Origin of the sequence: Yunchengibacter salinarum (genome assembly GCF_037658235.1) — a bacterium.
GTDB classification, from domain to species: Bacteria; Pseudomonadota; Alphaproteobacteria; order Sphingomonadales; family Kordiimonadaceae; genus Yunchengibacter; species Yunchengibacter salinarum.
Genome location: NZ_JBBJLN010000005.1, coordinates 119,785 through 140,255, shown reverse-complemented (window position 1 = coordinate 140,255; position 20,471 = coordinate 119,785). Strand labels below are relative to the sequence as shown.

18 protein-coding genes are annotated in these 20,471 nt (G+C 66.3%); 8 read left to right on the top strand and 10 right to left on the bottom strand.

From position 1 onward, the window contains the following. Positions 1-73: 73 nt before the first annotated feature. From WGH93_RS07095 to folE, 6 genes are all read right to left on the bottom strand, one after another. Positions 74-2,284 (bottom strand): prolyl oligopeptidase family serine peptidase, encoded by a 2,211-nt coding sequence (locus WGH93_RS07095; RefSeq protein ID WP_374764171.1) that lies wholly within the window; start codon positions 2,282-2,284, stop codon positions 74-76. Between the two features lie 56 nt (positions 2,285-2,340). Beyond that, entirely contained in the window at positions 2,341-3,102 is a 762-nt protein-coding gene (gene gloB, locus WGH93_RS07090; RefSeq protein ID WP_374764170.1) for a hydroxyacylglutathione hydrolase, read from the bottom strand. Between the two features lie 102 nt (positions 3,103-3,204). After that, the gene (locus tag WGH93_RS07085; protein ID WP_374764169.1) at positions 3,205-4,557 is read right to left on the bottom strand and encodes an MFS transporter; all 1,353 of its coding nucleotides are present in this window, start codon (positions 4,555-4,557) and stop codon (positions 3,205-3,207) included. An 85-nt stretch (positions 4,558-4,642) separates the two neighbouring features. Further along, positions 4,643-5,506 carry a hypothetical protein gene (locus WGH93_RS07080; protein ID WP_374764168.1) on the bottom strand — a complete coding sequence of 288 codons (864 nt, stop codon included), beginning with the start codon at positions 5,504-5,506 and terminating at the stop codon, positions 4,643-4,645. 4 nt (positions 5,507-5,510) lie between these two features. Continuing rightward, entirely contained in the window at positions 5,511-5,936 is a 426-nt protein-coding gene (hisI, locus tag WGH93_RS07075; RefSeq protein WP_374764167.1) for a phosphoribosyl-AMP cyclohydrolase, read from the bottom strand. Between the two features lie 10 nt (positions 5,937-5,946). Next, positions 5,947-6,597, bottom strand: a complete 651-nt coding sequence (folE, locus tag WGH93_RS07070; protein WP_374764166.1) for a GTP cyclohydrolase I FolE — start codon at positions 6,595-6,597, stop codon at positions 5,947-5,949. 275 nt (positions 6,598-6,872) lie between these two features. On the opposite strand from folE, the gene WGH93_RS07065 reads away from it, so the two are divergent. Further along, positions 6,873-7,325, top strand: a complete 453-nt coding sequence (locus WGH93_RS07065; RefSeq protein WP_374764165.1) for an iron-sulfur cluster assembly scaffold protein — start codon at positions 6,873-6,875, stop codon at positions 7,323-7,325. Between the two features lie 47 nt (positions 7,326-7,372). On the opposite strand, the gene WGH93_RS07060 is transcribed toward WGH93_RS07065, so the two are convergent. After that, positions 7,373-8,791, bottom strand: coding sequence for a protein adenylyltransferase SelO family protein (locus WGH93_RS07060; protein WP_374764164.1), 1,419 nt, complete (start codon positions 8,789-8,791; stop codon positions 7,373-7,375). 4 nt (positions 8,792-8,795) lie between these two features. Further along, on the bottom strand, positions 8,796-9,422 hold the full coding sequence (locus WGH93_RS07055) for a nitroreductase family protein (protein ID WP_374764163.1): 627 nt from the start codon (positions 9,420-9,422) through the stop codon (positions 8,796-8,798). 161 nt (positions 9,423-9,583) lie between these two features. On the opposite strand from WGH93_RS07055, the gene WGH93_RS07050 reads away from it, so the two are divergent. The 3 genes from WGH93_RS07050 to WGH93_RS07040 are packed head-to-tail and all read left to right on the top strand — an operon-like array spanning position 9,584 to position 13,269. Next, positions 9,584-10,885 (top strand): PQQ-dependent sugar dehydrogenase, encoded by a 1,302-nt coding sequence (locus tag WGH93_RS07050; protein WP_374764162.1) that lies wholly within the window; start codon positions 9,584-9,586, stop codon positions 10,883-10,885. Continuing rightward, positions 10,872-11,282 (top strand): c-type cytochrome, encoded by a 411-nt coding sequence (locus WGH93_RS07045; protein WP_374764161.1) that lies wholly within the window; start codon positions 10,872-10,874, stop codon positions 11,280-11,282. Before WGH93_RS07050 ends, WGH93_RS07045 begins: the two co-directional genes overlap by 14 nt. Then, positions 11,272-13,269 carry a TonB-dependent receptor gene (locus tag WGH93_RS07040; protein WP_374764160.1) on the top strand — a complete coding sequence of 666 codons (1,998 nt, stop codon included), beginning with the start codon at positions 11,272-11,274 and terminating at the stop codon, positions 13,267-13,269. The genes WGH93_RS07045 and WGH93_RS07040 overlap by 11 nt, the downstream gene beginning before the upstream one ends. A 9-nt stretch (positions 13,270-13,278) precedes the next feature. Here WGH93_RS07040 and WGH93_RS07035 read toward each other — a convergent pair whose 3' ends face one another. Continuing rightward, positions 13,279-14,019: a Crp/Fnr family transcriptional regulator gene (locus WGH93_RS07035; protein WP_374764159.1), complete on the bottom strand. Its 741-nt coding sequence runs from the start codon at positions 14,017-14,019 to the stop codon at positions 13,279-13,281. Between the two features lie 202 nt (positions 14,020-14,221). Then, entirely contained in the window at positions 14,222-15,172 is a 951-nt protein-coding gene (locus WGH93_RS07030) for a fatty acid desaturase family protein (protein ID WP_374764158.1), read from the bottom strand. Positions 15,173-15,356: 184 nt separating this feature from the next. Here WGH93_RS07030 and WGH93_RS07025 point away from each other — a divergent pair, with 184 nt between their 5' ends. The 4 genes from WGH93_RS07025 (at position 15,357) to WGH93_RS07010 (ending at position 20,366) form a co-directional block, all read left to right on the top strand. Further along, positions 15,357-15,785, top strand: a complete 429-nt coding sequence (locus tag WGH93_RS07025; protein ID WP_374764157.1) for a PaaI family thioesterase — start codon at positions 15,357-15,359, stop codon at positions 15,783-15,785. A 69-nt stretch (positions 15,786-15,854) separates the two neighbouring features. Beyond that, positions 15,855-17,852, top strand: a complete 1,998-nt coding sequence (locus WGH93_RS07020) for an alpha/beta hydrolase family protein (protein WP_374764156.1) — start codon at positions 15,855-15,857, stop codon at positions 17,850-17,852. Between the two features lie 155 nt (positions 17,853-18,007). Then, positions 18,008-19,573 (top strand): peptide MFS transporter, encoded by a 1,566-nt coding sequence (locus WGH93_RS07015; RefSeq protein ID WP_374764155.1) that lies wholly within the window; start codon positions 18,008-18,010, stop codon positions 19,571-19,573. Between the two features lie 61 nt (positions 19,574-19,634). Then, positions 19,635-20,366, top strand: a complete 732-nt coding sequence (locus WGH93_RS07010; RefSeq protein ID WP_374764154.1) for a hypothetical protein — start codon at positions 19,635-19,637, stop codon at positions 20,364-20,366. The last annotated feature ends 105 nt before the right edge of the window (positions 20,367-20,471 follow it).

The following is a 20,471-nucleotide window of genomic DNA, read 5'->3' as shown; positions in this document are numbered from 1 at the left end:
TGCTCATGGGTGGCCAGACGTGGGCGGGCGGCGCCGTGCCACCCGCCCAGCAATCGCTTATGGCGTGGTCGGTTCAGTCCTCGGCCGCGCCGGTGTTGCCATTGCCGTGCAGTTTTTGCAGCGCATAGCTGGTCATCAGCGCCGCATTGAAGGCCCGCTGCTTCAGATTGGCCGACGCCGCATGGCCGCCTTCCGTGTTTTCGTAATAGAGCACGTCATGCCCCATTTCCCGCATTCGCGCCACGAACTTGCGGGCATGGCCGGGGTGCACCCGGTCATCGCGGGTGGAGGTGAACACGAAAGGTTCGGGATAGTCGGCTTCCGCCTTCAGGTTCTGATAGGGCGAATATTGTGCGATCCAGGCCCGTTCCTTCGGGATGTCCGGGTCGCCATATTCGCCGACCCAGCTTGCGCCCGCCAGCAGCTTGTCATAGCGCAGCATGTCCAGCAAAGGCACGCCGATGATCACGCCGTTCCACAGGTCCGGGCGCTGTGTCAGCATCACGCCGGTCAGCAGCCCGCCATTGCTGCCGCCGAAAATGCCCAGATGCCTGGGGCTGGTCAGGCCGGTTTCCGCCAGATGCTCGCCCACGGCGATGAAATCGTCATAGGCGCGCTGGCGGTTTTCCTTCAGCGCCGCCTGGTGCCAGGCGGGCCCGAACTCGCCGCCGCCGCGGATATTGGCCACCACATAGGCGCCGCCCCGCTCCACCCACAGCATGGGGAAGCCGCCGAAATAGCTGGGGGTCAGCGCGATTTCAAAGCCGCCATAGCCATAGAGCATGGTGGGCGTGCTGCCGTCCATGGGGGCATCCTTGGGCCGTATCACGAAATAGGGTATTTCCGTGCCATCCTTCGATGTGGCGGTTTTCTGTTCCGTGATCAGGCCATCCGTGTCGAAGCGGGCGGGCAGGCGCCTGATTGCTTCCGGCTCGGCGCCGTTCGCCATCAGAAACAGCGTGTCCGGTGTCAGGAAGCTCTGGAAATTGATCAGGGCGTTGTCGCTCCAGCCATCGGTGGAAACGATGTCCACGCTGCCATTGTCGCCAATATCCCGTTCGGTCAGCGCCCAGCCGTCGCTGCCCGGCGCGGCGGTGACAAGGCGGCCCTTCACATTGTCCAGCATGGCGATGAACAGCCGGTCCCGGCCAATGGATACGCTGTCAATGCTCTGGCGGTCGCGGGGGGCCAGGATCACCTCAAGCCCGCTGGCCGCGCGCCCGGCGCGGGCATCCGCCACGGACAGGGCTACCAGCGACCCGGCGGGCGCGGGGCTGGCGCCGCTATCCGTGGGCCAGTCCTTGCGCATCTGAAGGATGATCCGGTCGCCCAGAAAGCCCTGGAAATTGATGGCGCGGGGCAGGTCGAGCTGTTGCAGGCCATCCGGCCCCATCAGATGAATGATCTCGGTGAAGAAATCCGGCCCCTGAATGACGCCGCTATAGCTGTGATCCGGCCCCCTATGGCTGAAGGGGAAGTTGAAGACCACCTTTTCGCTGCCTTCCAGCACCAGTTCCGCATCTGCAAGCGGGGTGCCGCGCTGCCACCGCCGAACCTGCCGGGGATAGCCGCTTTCATTCATGGTGCCGTCGCCAAAATCGGTGGCGATCAGAAGGGTGTCTTCATCCTGCCAGGTGGACCATTGCTTGGATTCGGGTGTCTTGAAGCCGTTTTCCACAAAGGCGCGTTCCGCCACGTCAAACTCCCGCACCACCACGGCGTCGGCGCCGCCGCGGGACAACTGCACCAGGCAGCGTGTGTGATCCGGCGGCAGGCAGGAGCGGCCTTTATAGACCCAGTTCTCGCCTTCCTGCTCGGCCAGGGCGTCCAGGTCCAGCACGGTTTGCCATTGCGGGCTGTCGGATTTGTAGTCGGCCAGGTCCGTCATGCGCCATATGCCGCGCACATGCTCCGAATCCTGCCAGAAATTGTGCACCTGGCCGCCCAGCAGGCTGCCATAGGCGATCTTGTCCTCGGCGTTGTACACGTCCAGCGCCCGTTGGCGCATGTCCTCGAAATCCGGGTGGCCGGTGAGCACGGGCAGGCTTTCGTCATTGCGCGCCTCGGCCCATTGAAGGGCCTTTTCGCCCTCCACCTCTTCCAGCCAGCGGTGCGGGTCCGTGTTCTGGCTTTCGCCCCTGGCGGCGGTCTCGGTCTTCATGCCGGTCTGGTCCTTTTCGCTGTTGCCGTCCCCATTGCCGCAGGCGCCCAGTAACAGGGTCAGCGGCAGCGCCAGCAATAGGGCGCGGCCGGCCCGAAGGCCGGTGGATGCGTGTGTGGTCATGGTCATTCTCCCCCCTTGTTGTCGGTGCGGGCATGGAACGGGTGCCCGCGGCCCGGTCAGAACGTGTCCTTGCGGTGGCGCACCTCGGCGAACACTTTGGTCAGCGCCGCGCCGGTCAGCCCCACTTCCTGTTGAATCTCAGGGCTCATGGGGCGCAGAAAGGGGTTGGTGTCCTTTTCTTCCCCGATGGTGGTGGGTATGGTGGGTTTGCCCGCCTCCCGCAGGGCTTTCACCGCCTCCATGCGGCGCCTGAGCGCGTCATTGTCCGGTTCCACGCTCAGCGCGAAGGTACCATTGGCCAGCGTGTATTCATGGGCGCAATAGGCGCGCGTGTCATCGGGCAGATCCATCAGCCGGGTCAGCGACCGCCACATCTGGTCCGGCGTGCCCTCGAACAGGCGGCCACAGCCCATGGCGAACAGGGTGTCGCCGCAGAACAGGGCCTTTTCGGATGCGAAATGATAGGCGATATGGCCGCTGGTATGGCCCGGTACATCAATCACCAGGGCTTCCCTGTCGCCCACATGGATATGGTCGCCCCCGGCCACCGCCACGTCGATGCCGGGAATGCGGTCCCGCTCCCCCGCGGGGCCGGTGACGCGCGCGCCATACCGGCCTTTCAGGGTCTCATTGGCGCCGGTATGATCCCAGTGATGATGGGTGTTGATGATCTGTGTCAGGGCCCAGCCGCGGGCGTTCAGCGCCTCTTCCACCGGCTCGGCCACGGCGGGGTCCACCACAGCCGTTTCACCGCTTGCCGCGTCATGGATGAGATAGACGTAATTGTCCCGCAGGACAGGGATCTGGACAATGTCCATGAAACTTCCCCCTTTTCGGCTATGGTCGCCACCGCGTTGGCGATGGCCTGTGGGGGGTGACTATAGGCGCCCGGTCGGGGTGCGACAAGCGCAGCGCGGCCATCAGCGGACGCGCGCGGCGAGCCGGGCGCGGTTGGCTTCATGCACGGCGCGGGTCAGCGGATAGCGTATGATCAGCGCCAGCGTGATTCCCTTCAGGATCACCGGCGCCACGCCGTACAGAAGCGCCAGCACCAGCTTGGAAAAGGCGCTGTTGTCGTCCGCGCCGGCATCGAAACCGGCCAGATCCAGCAGGGGGAAGGTGATCCCCACGGCCAGCGCGAAGGCCAGCTTTGAGGCCATGCCCCACAGCGCGAAGAACTGCCCCGGCCGGGCCTGGCCGGTGTCGGCGGCGTCCCAGTCCACGATATCGGCCTGAAGCGCTGACGGCATGGCCAGGTCCGCGCCGGTGGCAAAGCCGGATATGACGACGATCAGCAGATAGAAAAGATGGTCGCCCGGCCCCAGAAAGGGCACCCAGACAAAGCTGAGGGACGCGATCACCAGCCCCGCCGCCCAGCTTCGATGTTTGCCGATCCGGGCCGACAGCCAGACCCATAGCGGTACTCCGGCGGCGGCGCAGGCGAAATAGAGGAACAGCCACACCCCCACCTTGTCGCCGCCCTCCAGCACCCGGCCCGCGAACATCAGGAACAGCGTGGCCGGGATGGCATTGGCGGTGGCATTCAGGGTGAAGGCGATCAGCAGGCGCCGCGCCGGGCCGACCCGCAGCACGGCCATCAGGGCGCCAAACGGCCCCTCGCGCCGGGTGGGTGTGCCGCCCCGATCCGGCACCTGCCAGATCAGCAATGCCAGCGCCGCCACCAGCGTGCCCGCCACCAGCCAGGCGGTGGCATTGAGCGCCGGGCCGAGCGCGGTTCGGCTGGCGCCGTCCAGAACCACGGGCAGGGACAGCGTGACCAGCACGGCGGTCAGCCCGGTAATGACCCGCGCGCCGGAAAGGCGGCTGCGTTCGTGATAGTCCCCGGTCAGTTCCGAGCCCCAGGCATAGAGCGGCACCACCAGCATGGTGCCCGCCAGATAGATCAGCACCGTCCAGACCAGCAGATAGCCCCAGCCGGGGTCCACGGGTGGCAGGAACAGCTTGAAGGCGGCAAGCAGCAGCAGCGGCGCGCCCGCAAGAACCCAGACGCGCCGACGGCCCAGATGGCGCGGCGTGCGGTCGCTCAGCCAGCCGATCAGCGGATCGGTCACCATGTCCCACAGCCGGGCGGCCAGCAGCACCGTGCCGATGGTGGCCAGCGTCAATGGCGTGCTTTCGCCGAAATAGGTGGGCACATAGACCTGAAGCGCCAGCAGGCCCGCCGCGATCGGGAAACTGGGCGCGGCATAGGCGATCAGCCGCAGGATGGACAGGCGGTCGCGGGCTGGGGCGATGCCGGGGTCATGGGTCATGCGGGGGTCTGTCTCCGGGCCTTGGGGTCGCCGCAGGGGTGGCCGTGGGGGTGGCCGTGCCCCGTGGCGCCTTGTCTGTTTCAACTTATCCTGTTCCTGATACGGTGGCGCCTGCCATCCGGTTTGCTTTCGCCCCATGATCGGGCGCCTCATGATCAGGCCCCTCCATGGGGCGCCAGGCCATCACGGTCAGGCGTTCCGGCCCCGTGGTGTCGCCGGGGGGCGCCAATGCCCAGTCCCATGTCTGACATGAGGCATGGGGGGTTATTCGCCCCTGCGGGGCAGGGGGGTGCAGGTCCGGCGGAATGGTGTCCACGGCCTTGTTCGCGGTGCCCTGGTGAAGCCGTACGTCGGAAATGACGAGCGCGGGCAGGGCTGCCAATGCCGCCAGATGGGCCCTGATCAGCGCACGGGCCAGTGCCGATGCGGCGGAGTCGTGCGGCGGCGCACCCACAAAGGGGCGCGGAAGCTGGGACAGCAGGTTCAGGCTGATCACGGCACCGGGGGGCGGCATATCCCTGATGGGTGCCAGCAGGGGCGCCGGGTCCGGCACGGTGATGGCGGCGCCGTCCGGCAGGGCGGCATAGGTGCCAAGCAACCCCGTGGCATCGCCGCAATGCAGCCGCATATGCGGCCAGCGCCCGGCCCGGCGCCGCAGCGACAGGGGCAGCACCGCATCCGCCAGCACCACCCGATCCGGCCAGCGGGCGAGGGCATCAAAGGGCAGGTCGTGGCCCGCCCCGGCGCCCCAGATCAGCAGCGGGCCGGTGCCCGCCTGTCGGGTCAGAAAGGTCTGGATCGCGGCCTTGCTGGCGGCCAGATGGGGGTGCCACTGTTGTGTCAGCCGCCGGGCGCGGGCGGTGATGGCGGCGCTTTCCCGCACCAGCCCAAGCCGCCGCGCGCCCGGTGCGGCGCGGGCGGTCAGGGCATGGGCCAGTTCCGTCAGCATGGGATCAGTCCCCGGCGGGTGTCAGGCGGGGCGGTGTGTCTTCCGGCGCGGCGCCGATGGGCAGGCTGCGATAAAAGCAGGTGGGGTGGCCCACATGGCAGCATTTGCCCCCATGCTGGGTCACGATCATCCACAGCGCGTCCTGATCGCAGTCCACCCGCAGGTCATGCACGGTCTGATATTCGCCGGATGTGGCGCCCTTGTGCCACAGGCTCTGGCGGGAGCGGCTGAAATAGTGCGCCTCGCCCGTTTCCATGGTGCGGGCCACGGCCTGATCGTTCATCCATGCCTGCATCAGCACCCGCCCGGTATCCGCGCAGGTGGTGACCACCGGGATCAGCCCCCGGTCATCGAACTTCAGCGCCAGCAGAGTGCCGGTTTCCACCTGTGCCCGGTCATCGCGCGGGGCAAGGGGCAGCGGGCCCGTCATCGCCCGCTCCTCATGGCCGGTTGTTGGCGGGGTGGTTGCGCACCAGATCCCAGAAGCGCCGCTCGGTCCGCTCCTCGCGGAAGCAGCCGCGCAACTGGCGGGTGATGGTGTACACATCCGGGTTTTTCACGCCCCGGCAGGTCATGCACTGGTGGGTGGCATCGATCACCACGGCCACGCCCTTGGGCTTGAGATAGCGTTCCACCGCATCGGCGATCTGGGCGGTCATGGTTTCCTGTGTTTGCAGGCGCTTGGCATAGACCTCGATCACGCGGGCCAGCTTGGATATGCCCACCACGCGCCCGTCGGGCATATAGGCGATGTGCGCCCGGCCCGCTATGGGCACCATGTGGTGCTCGCAGTGGCTGTTCACCTGAATATCCCGCAGCACCACCATGTCATCATAGCCGCCCACCTCTTCGAAGGTGCGCGACAGGATGTCTTCGGGGTCCTGATGATAGCCGCTGAAAAATTCTTCATAGGCCCTGGCCACCCGCTTCGGGGTTTCCTGCAAGCCTTCCCGGTCGGGATTGTCACCGGCCCAGCGGATCAGGGTACGCACAGCCGCTTCCGCTTCCTCGCGGGACGGTTGGTTGCTGGCCCGACCACCGGATACCTTCAGTTCCAGCTCGTCAGAGACGCTTTCAAGTACGGCATCCATTCATCTGTCCTTTCTGTTTCCGACCCGGCGGCCTTTTACCGGGGCCGCGCATGTATTGCGTGCTTACGCGGCCAGCCGACAACTGGATTTAAGGCCGGGGTCGTCAACGTCAATATGGGGCGCAAGAGGGGGCGGGATCAAGCCCAGCACCCATAAGGGGATCAGAAGTCGGCGGGATTTCTGGTGCCGCGCCCCCTTGCGGACCTTGGCAAACACCGCGCGAGCGTCTAGCTAGGAAGGCAGGAACGCCCCACATTCAGCCCGGACGGTCTGTCATGAGCGAGCTTTACACCAGAGACATTCTGCGCTGGACCACCCGGCTTGGCCATCAGACGCCGCTGGCGAACCCGGATGTGACCGCCCGCCGCACCAGCCGCATCTGCGGCAGCCGGATGCGCGCCGCCGCCAGGCTGGACGGCGATAGAATCACCGATTTCAGCCAGGAAGTGACCGCCTGCGCCCTGGGGCAGGCGGCGGCGGCCATCATGGAATCGCAGGTGATCGGGCTGGACCGCGCCACCTTCGAGGACGTGGACCGCCGCTTCCGGCACATGATGGAAACCGGGGAAGCCGACTTTCCCGAAGCCTTCCGCGATCTGGCCCTGCTGGCCCCGGTCGTGCACCATCCGGGCCGCAAGGGCTCCGTCAGGCTGCCGTTTCAGGTGATTGGCGACCTGTTCCGTGCCGCCGGGGGCGACAATGGTGCGGCGGCGCAAACGGACATCTGAGGGCGCGTCCCGCACCCCTTGGCCCAGCGGTGGGCGCGGCGCGGCCCCTAGCGGTGGCCGAGCGCTGCGCCCATGGCCCTGATGCGATCCAGCTTGTGGTTCAGGGGCTGCCAGTCATCATCCCGGTCGATGGCGGCCCACAGCGCTTCCACCTCGTCGATCAGCAGGGTTTCCGGGCCGGTGGCGTTGAAATAGGGCTGGTCCAGCGCATCGCGGCGTTTCGGTTCCGCCGCCAGAAGGTGCGGTTCCAGCGCCTTGAAGCGATCCGTTTCATACTGGTCCGCGATGGGGCTGTGCTGTGCCCGGTCGGCGGACAGGGCGCCGCCATACCAGTCGAAGAAGAATCGCTCGAACGGGATTTTCCCCTCGATCATGAAATCGTTGAGGGCACCGAGCATCGCATCGTCGCGCTCAGTGCCAAAGGGCTTCAGCCCCAGCCGGTGGAACAGGGCCTTTTTCAGCGCCGCCACATAGGTTTTCGGGAAGGGGGCCAGCACGTCTTTCAGCGCGTCTTCCCCGGCCAGGTCCACCAGCGCGCCCGCAAGCTGATAGATGTTCCAGTGCAGCGCGTCCGCCTGTCGGCCAAAGGCATAAAGCCCGGTTTCGTCGAAATAGGCGGCGGTGAAGGTCAGGTTCATTTCGGGCAGGAAGCGCCAGGGGCCGAAATCGAAAATCTCGCCGGTGATGTTGATATTGTCCGTGTTCAGCACGCCGTGCACGAAGCCGGTGGCCATCAGGTCCGCCGCCTGATGGGCCACCCGGTCGGCCACCAGCGCCAGAAGGCGGCAGGCGCGCGCGGCGGCGTCGCCTTGCGGGGTTTCGCCGAAATAGGTTTCAAGGCTGAAGTCCACCAGTTTTTCCAGCTTGTCCGTTTCGCTGAAAAAGGCGTGGCGCTGAAAGGTGCCGATGCGGATATGACCGTGATTGAGCCGCACCATCACCGCCGAGCGCGTGGGGGAGGGCTCGTCATGCCGGGTCAGGTGCTCGCCCGTTTCCACCACCGACAGCACGCGGGATACATGCGCGCCCAGGCTTTCCAGCATCTCGGCGGCGAGGATTTCCCTGACCGCCCCCTTCAGGGTGAGCCGCCCGTCCCCGAAGCGGCTATAGGGCGTGGTGCCGGACCCCTTGGTGCCCAGATCCATCAGGCGACCCGCCCGGTCCCGCATCTGGGCGAACAGAAAGCCCCGGCCATCGCCCAGGTCCGGGTTGTAGCTGCGGAACTGATGGCCGTGATAGCGCATGGCCAGCGGCTCTGGCAGATTGTCGGGCAGGGGCTCGAAGCCCGCCAGATGGCGGGTCCATTCCGCATCCGACAGGGTGTCCAGCCCTATTTGTGTGGCGGCGCCGTCATTGCGATAGCGCAGAATGTGCGCCGGAAAATCCGCCGCCGTCACCGGGTCGGCAAACCCGTCACCAAGCCGGAGAAAGGCGGGGTCGGGGCGGTATGCCGATCCGAAGGGCATGGGGTCAGGCTCCGTGGCTGGTGTGGGGCAGGCCGAAGGTGGCCACGTCTTCAAGCGCCGGGCGCTCCCGTTCCGTGGGGGGTGTGTCCGGCGGCGAGCCAAGGAAAAGATAACCCGCGATCCGGTCCATCCCGCCAAGGCCCAGCTTCGCGGCCACGGTGGGGCTGGTGGCCGCCCAGCCGGTGAGCCATTGCCCCACAAAGCCCAGACTGTGCGCGGCAATCAGCAGGGTCTGGCAGGCGGCCCCCATGGACAGGTGCTGTTCCCATGCGGGGATGGGCTTTTCCATGCTGGGCGTGGATATGGCCAGCACCACCGCCGGGGTCTGCAAGGCATAATCCGCCATGGCGCGGGCTTTGCGCTCGGACCCTTCCTCGGCCATCATGGCGTCGTGAAGCAGGTCGGCCAGTTGCTGCCGGTCGTCGCCGATAAAGGCATGAAAGCGCCACGGCGTCAGCTTGCCATGGTCGGGCACGCGGGTGGCGGCGGTCAGTATCTTTTCCACATCCGCCCGATCCGGGCCGGGGCCGGTCATGTCCCGCGTCTTGACCGAGCGGCGCGTGGTCAGCAGATGATAGGCATCGCGGCTGGCCGGGGCCGGGGCCGTCATGGGCGATTGGTCTTCGGGCATGGCGGGGGGCTCCTGACGGTGAAGAAGGGCTTTCCGGCCCATATGGGGCTGGCCGCTTGCCAGACAAGGGTATGCGGGTTAGCTAGAAACAACAGGTGTGCGCCGCGGGCTTTGGGATCGGCGGCGGGATCACCGGGCAAGTCGGATCAAGGGAGAGGGGTATGACACGGATGAAAAACGGGATCAAAGGCGCGCTCGCCGCCATTATGGGCGCGGGCATCGGCCTGACCGGGGTTCAGGCACAGGTTTCCGGGGTGCCGGACGATGCAGCGCGGAACCCCGATACCGGCGTTCGGCTGGCGCCCGGCTTTGAGGCCACCGTGTTCGCCGATGGCATTGGCCGCGCCCGGCACATGGCGGTATCCGCTGACGGCTGGGTCTATGCGGCGCTGATGCGCCCCACGGAGGATGGTTTCGGTGCCGTGGCCCTGAAGGACACGGACGGCGACGGCAAGGCCGACCGCACCGAATATTTCGCGCCTGGCCTGTCCGGCACCGGTATGCGCCTGCATGATGGCGCGCTCTATTACGGGGATGACACCAGCATCGTGCGCTTTTCGCTGGCGGACGGCCCGGTGCCTTCGGGTGCGGGCACGGTGGTGATGGATGGCTTTCCCGAACAGCGGGCGCACGCGGCCAAGTCGCTCGCCTTTGACGGCGAGGGGATGCTGTATGTGAATGTGGGCGCGCCCAGCAATGCCTGCATGACGGAAACCCGCGTGAAGGGCTCGCCGGGCGCGCGCCCCTGCCCGGATCTGGAGCTACAGGCCAGCGTGTGGATGCTGAACCCGGATGGGGACGATCAGACCTTCCCCGATGATGCGGTGCGCCATTCCACCGGCCACCGCAATGCCGTGGCGCTGGAATGGAACCATCAGGCGGATGGTCTGTATCTGGTGCAGCATGGCCGGGATCAGTTGCATCAGTTCTTCCCCGACATCTACAGCGTGGCGGAAAGCGCCGAACTGCCGGCGGAGGAATTCCACCGCGTGGACCGGGGCGACGATCTGGGCTGGCCGTTCAGCTATTACGACCACCGCAAGGGCAGCCGCATGGTGATGCCGGAATATGGCGGCGACGGCGATACGGTCAGCGATCATGGCAAAAAACCGTTGCTGGGCTTTCCGGGGCACTGGGCGCCCAATGGCCTGCTGTTCCGGCAGACCGGTGCCTGGCCGGATGGCTGGCGCACGGGCGCCTTCATCGCCTTTCACGGGTCCTGGAACCGGTCGCCGGTTCAGGAAGGCTACCGGATCGTTTATGTGCCCATGGATGCCGACGGCACAGTCACCGGCGATTGGGTGACCTTTGCCGATGGCTTTGCCGGGGAAGACAAGGTGACAAGTCCCCGGCAGGCGGAGCATCGCCCCACCGGGCTGACGGAAGGGCCGGACGGGGCCATGTATGTGTCCAGCCTGATGTCCGGTGGCCGGATCTGGCGGGTGACCCATGCGCAGGATTGATGCTGGCCGGATCGGCCTGAGTGGTCTTGCTGGCCTGACGGGTATGGCACTGCTGGCGCTTCTGGCGCCCGCGCGCGCCCTTGCGGCGGACGGCGAAGCCCTGTACCGGACCCACTGTGCCAGTTGCCATATGGTCGATGGCGGCGGGGTGCCCATGATGCAGCCCGCCCTGATCGACAGCCCCCGCGCCAACGGGGACAAGGGGGCCGTGGTGGCGCTGATCCTGCGGGGCAGCGCGGCGGTGGAAAACAGCCAGTTCAATAATGAAATGCCCGCTTTCAAACAGTTGACGGATGATGAGATTGCCGCGCTTGCCACATATGTCCGCACCCATTTCAACAATTCCGGCGGCGCTGTGGGCGCTGATCTGGTGCGTCGGCAGCGGGGTGGCGGCTGAGTCTACCGCGCTGGAAACGCTGACCGTGACCGCCCGTCGCCTGCCGGTGGCGGATGCGGGCCAAAGCGTGGTGCGCCTGTCGCCGGAGAGCGCTCCGCTGGGGCGGCTGGATCGGGTGCTGGGCCGTGTGCCGGGGGTCGGCCTGTTCCGCCGGGCGGACAGCTATAGCGCCCATCCCACCACGCAGGGTCTGACCATGCGCGGCATTGGCGCCAATGCAGCGGGCCGGGTGCTGGTCACGCTGGACGGAATGCCCCTGAATGATCCCTTTGGCGGCTGGATATACTGGAGCGCGCTGGCGCCGGAAACCCTGGCCGAGGCCACGGTGCGCAAGGGCGGCGCCCCCGGTGCGTTCGGGGCGCAGGCGCTGGCCGGGGCGGTGGCGCTGAAAAGCAAGGCGCCCGATCGCACGGGCGGCTCGTTCACCGGTACGGTGGGCCGTTATGACAGCCTTGGCGGACGCGGCGCCCTGGCCTTCAAGGGCGACAGCGGCCATGTGCGGCTATGGGGTGGCGTGGATCACAGCGACGGCTTTTTCCTGGTGCCCGAAGACCAGCGCGGCCCGGTGGATGTGCCCGCCGCCCAGACGGTACGCCATGCGGGCGGGCGCGGCGTGCTGGCGCTGAGCGACACCTGGACACTGGAAGCCAGTCTGCGCTGGTACGAGGAGGAGCGGGTTAACGGCCTGTCGCTGGCCCGCAACGATACGCGGGGCGTGGACAGCCAGATCCGCCTTCTGGGCCGCTTCCCGGATGGGCCGGATGCGGAAGTTAACGTGTTTTTCCGGGACCGCACATTCGTTAACACATTCGCCAGCGCGCGGGATGAACGCACCACCGAGCGCGCCGTGCTGGACCAGTTCGATCTGCCCGGCTGGGGCGCGGGCGGCATGGTGCGCTTGCAGTGGGACGGGCTGGAACTGGGGCTGGATGCCCGCCGCCTGTCGGGCGAAACCAATGAGCGTTTCCGCAATCTGGGGCAGGGCTTTACCCGGCAGCGCACGGCGGGCGGGGACCAGTTGATTCTGGGCGGTTTCGCGGAAGCATCGGGCACGCGCGGGCCGGTGGCATGGGCCGCGACGGGCCGCATCGACCGATATGAGGTGTTTTCCGGCAGCCGGGTGGAGCGTAATACGGTATCGGGCGAGTCCTTGCAGGACACCAGCTTTGCCGATCAGTCCGGCTGGGTGGCCAGCGGGCGGCTGGGCGCGGATGTTAACCTGTCGGGGGCCATAAAGGTTAATGCCGCCCTGTTTCGAAGCTGGCGCCTGCCCACCATTAACGAATTCTACCGCCCTTTCCGCGTTGTTAACGATATCACGGAGGCCAATGCCCGCCTGATCCCGGAAAAGGCCACCGGGCTGGAAGCAGGGGTGCGCTATCGGCCCCTGTCGTCCGTGTCGCTGGGGGTGACGGTGTTCCGTAGCTGGCTGTTCGACGGGGTGGGCAATGTCACCCTTGGCTTTGGGCCGGGCGTGTTCGATCCCGGTGGTTTCGTGCCCCCCGGTGGCGTGCTGCGCCAGCGCGCCAATATCGCCGAGAGTGTCACCGATGGCCTGGAGGTGGACCTTGAAGTGTCGCGGCGCATGGGCGCGGGCGTAACGGCGGCGTTGACCGCGCGCTATTCCCTGAGCGATGCCCGCATCACCGAGGCCCCGGCCAATCCCGCCCTGGTGGGGCAGCGCCCGCCGCAAACACCCGTGCACCGGGGCCAGGCCCGGCTGGCGTTTGAGGGGGGCGCATGGTCCGCGGCGGTGCGGGTGGATGCCTCCGCCGGGCAGTTCGACGATGATCTGGGTACCCGGCGCCTGCCGGGCTTCGTCGCGCTGGGGCTGGATGGCAGTCTGGATGTGGGGCGGGGCGTGTCCGTTTTTGCCCGGATCGACAATCTGTTCGGCGAGCGGGTGATTTCCGCCATCAGTTCGGACGGCCTGCTGACTTTGGCGCGGCGCCCGCGCTGGCAGTTGGGCGTGCGCACCCGGTTCTGAGCCAGCCAGTCAGGGCTGGGGTTGTTGGGGCGCGTGACTGTTCAGCATGGCGGGCGGGCTCAGCGTGCCCTGATAGAGCCGGGGCAGGTGCAGTGCCTGGATTGTCTCCGTCCAGTTGAGGATATGGATCGTCTGGCCGTCCTGCCGGGTGTGGCCGTCCTCATCAAGGGAACGCATGACACGGCCCACATGGCTTTCGGAAAGTCCCACCACCTGGCCGATCTCCGCATTGGTCAGGGGCATTTCGATGGTGTGGGGCACCAGTCTGCGGCCGCCGTTCAGCGTGTCGTGGCCGTTTCCGGTGCGAACGCTGATTTCCGCCAGCAGGATCATCACCGCTTCCCGTGCGTTCAGGTGCCCCATCACGGACCAGCGCCGCCGCGCCACCAGCAGCTTGCTGGCCATCAGGGTCAGCAGATCATCCCGGAAGGTCTGGTCCTCATTGATCTTTTCCCGTATCCGGTCGGCACTGACGGCGATTGCCGCGCAATCGGTTCGTGCGCGAATTTCCGATGGATCATGCAGGAAAAGGCCGCTCAGCCCCGGTGCCAGTTCCTGTGTGGTATAGAATTGCGCGATGCTCGGCCCCTTCTCCGGCAGGTCGTCATACATGAGCAGCCAGCCCGACTGTACCAGCAAAAAAGGGTCTGCGGGTTGATGGCCTGCCTTGATCAGAGAGCCGCGGGGAAAGGTTACGGGGTCGCCCTCCTGCTGGAACCAGGTCTGGATATCCGGGCTTGCTTTCAACATTCACGGGGTCTCTGACGCTAAAATAAAGGACGTTGGAAACTATGAACCGGACCAGTTAAGGGTGTGCCGCTCTACCCTTTTGCGGGCAAGCGCCATACACTTGCAAAAGCAAGATGCACTTCACAGTGAGTATTACGTGCACAAGGGGGTCGGGTGGGCGGCTGGTGCCGCTGCGTCCGCCGCCGAGCGGAAAATGCCGGGATCAGGCGGCTTCGGGGCGGCCTGCGTTCAGGCGGATGATGTCGCCATACCCGGGGCGGATTTCCATTTGGTCATGATAGCCCCGCTCCCGCATCAGGCGATGCAGACGGGGAAGATGATAGCAGGGCACGAAGGGCATCAGGTGATGCTCGATATGGAAATTGACGAAATAGGGGGCCACCAGCGCCCGCTCCACCGGGCCGGCCAGCGTGGTGCGGCTGTTGCGCAGGGGGTCGCCCAGGTCCGGGACGGTGGCGTGCTCCGCCATGTTGCGCACCCGCAGGAACAGATTGTAGCTGGTGACAAAGGGCAGCAGCCACACCACCAGATACACATCGCCCCGGCCCGCTGCCATGGCGGCCCCGGCCATCAGGGCGTTGACCAGCAGGCCAGGCCCGTAAAAGCGCAGCATCCGCGCCGCGCGGCCCGCCGGTTCCCCCGGCCCCTGATGGCGCCAGTGGTGCATCAGCTCGCCGAAACGCACGCGCAGGAAGGTCAGGCCGGTAATGTCCCGCAACAGCTTGCGAGCCATGCTGGCCCGGCCCACGGGGAAGGGCGCATAAAGCCCTTCGTCCGGGTCTTTTTCCGTGCGGGTGAAGCGGTGATGCTGCATGTGGTGAATGCGGTAGGCATCCATGTCGATTAGCATGGGGGCGGCGGCCAGCCACCTTGTGAGATGCTCATTGAGCGCGCGGGTTCTGAACAGCAGGCCGTGGCTGCCATCATGCATCAGAATGGCCAGCCCCAATTGGCGCCCGCCCACCAGCAGCAGGGCGGCAAGCCCGGTCCAGAAGCCGGGAAAGACGGCATAGAGCGCGGCGGCAAACCCGATCACGGCCCAGGCATGAAGCAGCAGCCCGGCACCTTTCAGGTCGCTTTTTGCCCGCAGGCGGGCGATCTCGTCCCGGCTGGCCACATCGGATGGTTTCAGTTTCTGCCAATGGGTGGACATGTGCCTTGTCCCCTTCGGGGCTCTCCAATTCGCGGGGCAGGTGCGCCCGCTTGCCCTTTCCGTCCGCTTCTGTATTGTCTCAAAAATAAACTGGAATGGCCAGTATGAAAATTCGCCCCCCCCCCCCCCAAGGCGCGTGCCCTGCCTGTGGGACCGCGGCCCGAAACTGCGCGGAGACTGCCTTATGACCACCACCAATGTGCCCAGCATGGATTTTCTCGGTGGCCGCTATCTGAAGCTGGATATGGATGCGGGCGAGGGATTGCTGGAATTCCGCCCCACGGCGGCCATGTGCAACCCGCACGGCCATGTTCAGGGCGGCCTGATCGGCGCCATGCTGGATGATGCCTGTGGCATGATCACCTATATGGCGGCGGGCCAGCGCCCGTTTTCCACCGGCACCATGGTAACGGACTATTTCCGCCCGGTCATGCCGGACAGCGTGCTGATCGCCCGCGCCCGGCTGGTGCGTGGCGGACGGCGCCGGGCCATCGCCGATGCCACCCTGTTCGAGAAAGGCGCCGAGGAGCGCCCGCTGGCCCGCGCCACCTGCCACCAGACCTTTCTGGACGTGGACCGGCAGACCCCGGCGGATGCCGGCAAGGACGCCTGATGGCCGCCGACCGTTCCGGGCGGGGCGACAGGCTTCCAGCGCGCCGGGGCGCGTGATAGGCTACCGCCCATGCGCCCGGTTCTGATTGTTCTTGCCCTGCTTATCGCTGTTCGGCTTCCCGCTCTCGCCGAGGAGCCCACGCGCGTCAAGCCCATCGAGGATCGCCGCCCCGTCACCGGTGTGGCGCTGCTGGACCGGCTTGTGGCCACGCCGCCGCTGTCCGGTGCGTCCCTGTCGCCGGACGGGCGGTTTCTGGCCGCTTTCCGGCCCGGTTCCAAACCGTTGCAGCGGCGCTATCTGGCGGTCTGGCGCGTGCCCGATAGTCTGGCGGATACGCCCGATGACGGGCTGTGGCTTGAGGATGCGATGCTGACCGGTTTTTCCCGGCACCGCATCCACTGGACCGGCTGGGGCGGGGGCGCAAAACTTCTGATCGCGGATGAATCAGGCGGAATCACCCTGTTCGATGCGGACCAGGGCCAACTGACCCCGCTGGTAGCCGCGGATGAGGGGGGCGGGGAGCGCCTGCTGCCCCGGCTGCTGAGCTCGCTGGGCGATGACCCGGATCATGTTCTGGTCCAGATGGCGGACCCTTCAAAGCCGCGATTTCCCGCCGTTTTCCGCCTGAATCTGAAGACCGGGGCGCGTACCCGCCTGATCGGCGCCTGGCCGCCCGTCATCACCTGGTTCGCCGCGCCCGATGGCACCGTGGCGCTGGGTGAGGGATTTCGCGGGCGCACCCGGCTGCTCTATGGCCGCAGCGGCGGCGGCACATGGCGCCCACTGGCGGAGGGGGATTATTTCGCCGACGAGACGCCGGTGCCGCTGGGTGTGGAGGCCGGGGCCGCCACCGCGCTGGTGCTGAGCGCAAAGGGCCGCGACACCCGCGCGCTCTGGCGCATGGATGTGAGCGACGGCAGCCTGATCCAGAAACTGGCGGCCCATGACCGGTTCGACGTGAAGGCCGCCCTGATGGACCCGGCCAGCCACCGGGCCGTGGGCGCCATATATGACGCCGACCGGGCGGAGCAACTTGTCTGGCGCGATTCCCTGCGCACCCTGATCGCCCGCGTGGCGCGGCGCTTTCATGTGGATCAGGTGGTCAAGGCCGATGTGTCCCATTCGGGGGACCGGCATTTGTTTCGGTTGGTAAACGATCAGGGCCGGGATGGCTATGCGCTGGTGGACAGCGCGGCGGATGCGGCCTCTGGCGGTGGCTTTGTCATGGTGCGCATCAAGGCGGCGCCGGACCCGGCCCGGCCCCTGCCGCAGGTGAACCGGCGCGGTGTGTGGATCGACCTGGACCGCTACGGCGCGGGGGAGGGCGAGATGCACGCCATTCTGTCCACGCCGCCGGGAGATGCCCCGCCGGATCGGGGTGTGGTGCTGATTCATGGCGGGCCGGTAAGCCGTGTCACGCTGGGTTTCGAGCCGCTGGTCACCTGGCTGGTGGCCAATGGCTATACGGTGTTGCAGCCGAATTTTCGCGGCTCCAGCGGGTTCGGGCGACGCTGGCGGCAGGCGGGTTATCGCCAGTGGGGCCGCGCCATGCAGGATGATGTGGTCGCGGCGGCCCGCTATCTGTTCGACCGGGGCCATGTGGCGCGCGGGCGGCTGTGCGCCGCGGGCGGCAGCTATGGCGGGTATGCCGCCCTGATGGCGGTGGTGCGGGATCGCAGGCTGTTTGCCTGCGCCGCCAGCCTCAATGGCGTCACCTCCCTGCCGCATCTGGTTAACTATCTGGACAGCCGCCGCTTTGGCGCGCTCAGCGTGCCGCGCATTCAGGGGGACTGGAACCGGGAGCAGCTCAAGGATGTGTCGCCGCTTTATCTGGCCCCCCGTTTCCGCCGCCCCGTTCTGCTGCTGCACGGCAACCGCGACAAGGTGGTGCTGCCCGGCCATTCGGCGGTGATGGCACAGGCGCTGGAGGGCGCGCGCCGTCGTGTCAGTCATGTGGTGCTGGACGGGGCGGGCCACCGGCTGCACCGGGCCGATCATCGCCGCCGGTTTTACGGCACGCTGATGACCTTTCTGAACCGCCATATCGGCCCGGCGGGCGATGACTGACCGGGCAGTGCGGTGCGGCGCGCCCCGATGCAGGGTGGTTTTTCCTTCTGTCAGGGCGGAATCTGTGCTTTTTTTCGCTACGGTACATGAAACTGAAACGCAAAATACCCTGACACGCAGAACACAGGGATAAACCGTAACAGTAGGGGGGATGCATGGTTGACGAGTCCGGCCAGGCGATCAAAAGCCAGGAGCGGGAGTTCCTGGGCCATCCGATCGGCCTGACCATTCTGTTCATGACGGAAATGTGGGAGCGCTTTTCCTATTACGGGATGCGGGCGCTTCTGGTCCTCTATATGACCAAGCATTTCCTGTTCTCCGCCAAGGATGCCAGCCTGTTTTACGGCGCTTATACGGGGCTGGTCTATATCCTGCCCGTGGTGGGCGGCGCGCTGGCCGACCGCTATCTGGGCAGCCGCAAGGCGGTGACCTATGGTGCGCTGTTGCTGGTGCTGGGCCATTTGATGATGGCGTTCGAGGGGCCGCCCGCCTTCACAGAGGACGGGGAGGTGATCCGCTCGGATGTGCACCTGAACATCTTTTTCCTGGCGCTGGCGCTGATCATCACCGGTGTGGGCTTTCTGAAGGCCAATATCTCCACCATTGTGGGCGCGCTTTACAGCACCGATGACCCGCGGCGGGACGGTGGCTTCACGATCTTCTATATGGGGATCAATCTGGGCTCGCTGCTGTCCACGCTGACCGTGGCCTATCTGGGGGAGACCTATGGCTGGGGCTATGGCTTCGGCCTGGCCGGGATCGGGATGCTGTTCGGGCTGGCGGTGTTCATCTGGGGGCAGCCCCTGCTGGAAGGCCGCGCCGATCCGCCCGATCCCGCGCTTCTGAAAGAGCGCCTGGGCGGCATCATCAGCCGCGAGCATGGTATCTATCTGTTCGGCATCGCGCTGGTGGGGCTGAGTTGGATCATGGTGCAGAGCCCGGTTCTGGTGGGCTTCATGCTGAACGGGTCATCCGCCGCCATCGTGCTGGTCGTGCTGATCTACGGCTTTCTGAAATGCACGCGGGAGGAATTGCAGCGGCTGGTGGTGGCCACCATTCTGACCGCCTTTTCCGTGGTGTTCTGGGCCCTGTTCGAGCAGCAGGGCAGTTCGCTGACCCTGCTGGCGGATCAGCAGTTCAACCGCACCCTGTTTGGCGGCACATGGCTTGAATTCACGCTGACCGCCGGGCAGGTGCAGTTCATGAACCCGCTGTTCATCGTGGTTGGCGCGCCCATCATGTCCGTGGTCTGGCAGAAGCTGGCAAAACGCGGCTGGGAACCATCCACCCCCACCAAGTTCGCCCTGTCCATGTTCATCATTGGCGGTGGCTATGTGCTGTTCGGCATGGGGCTGTCCATGGATGAGGGGCCGGGCAAGTCCTTCTTCTGGCTGATCCTGATCTATTTCGCGCTCACCTTCGCGGAACTGTTCATCAGCCCGGTGGGCCTGTCCATGATCACCAAGCTGTCGGTTACACGCATTGTCGGCATGATGATGGGCATGTGGTTCCTGTTCACTTCGCTGGCCAATTATGTGGGCGGGGTGATCGCCTCTCTCACCGGCAGCGACGCGGCCCATGGCAGCCCCGGCAGCGACAAGCTGGACGTGGGCAACACGGTCACGCTTTTCACCGACCTTGGCTGGCTGGCCATGGGGGTCGGCGTGGTGATGCTGGCGCTGGTGCCGCTGTTGCGGCGCTGGATGCACGGCATCCATTAGGCAACCGGGCCGGGGACATTCCCCGGCCCCACCCGTTGTTTTCCGGCAAAGGATGGCCGTGTTGGAACCGCCCGTTTTCCTGATCGGCACCTATCACAAGACCGGCACGGTCTGGATGCGCGATAGTGCGATCGCCGCCGCGCAGGCGCTGGACTGGCCCCTGTTCGAGGGGGCGGACGGCTTCAACGGGCCCGGTATCTATTTCGACGATCACACGGCCTTCCCCGCACCCTTGCTGAAAGCGGCCACGGGGGGCTTTCGCCTGATCCGGGACCCGCGTGACGTGGTGATCGCGGGGGAACAAGTGCACCGGCGCGGCAAGGAAGCCTGGCTGCTGGAGCCACAGGACCGGTATGGCGGGCGCAGTTACCGCGATGCCCTGTTGGCCACGGGCAGCCCCCATGACGCGCTGGTCTTCGAGATGGACGGCGCCGCCGGGGACACCATCCGCGCCATGGTGAGCCACAGTGACACCGCGCCGCTGGCGCGCGCCCGGTACGAGACGCTGGCGGACGATGCGTCGGGCGTGGAAACCCGCGCTTTGCTGGCCGCCGCGGGGTTGATCGGGTCGTCGCTCGATGCCTTTCTTGAGGCCATCGCCGCCCATGCGCCCTATGCCGGGGGCCGTGTGAGCCTCAATCAGGTGCGTTCCGGCCATATCGCGCTCTGGCAGGGGGTGTTCGATCAGGCGCTGGGCCGGGCCTTTCAGGCGCGCTTCCCCGATGCGCTGGAGCGGCTGGGCTATGAGCATGACACCGCCTGGCTGACCCACCTGCCGGTTGATGTGCTCTAATTCCCGCCGCCCCTTTCCCGCCCCCCGCGTGACAGTATCGATCCGCGCTGCTAGCATCCCGTCAGCCTGCGCATATGGCAGGCACCAAGTCAGGGGAGATGACAC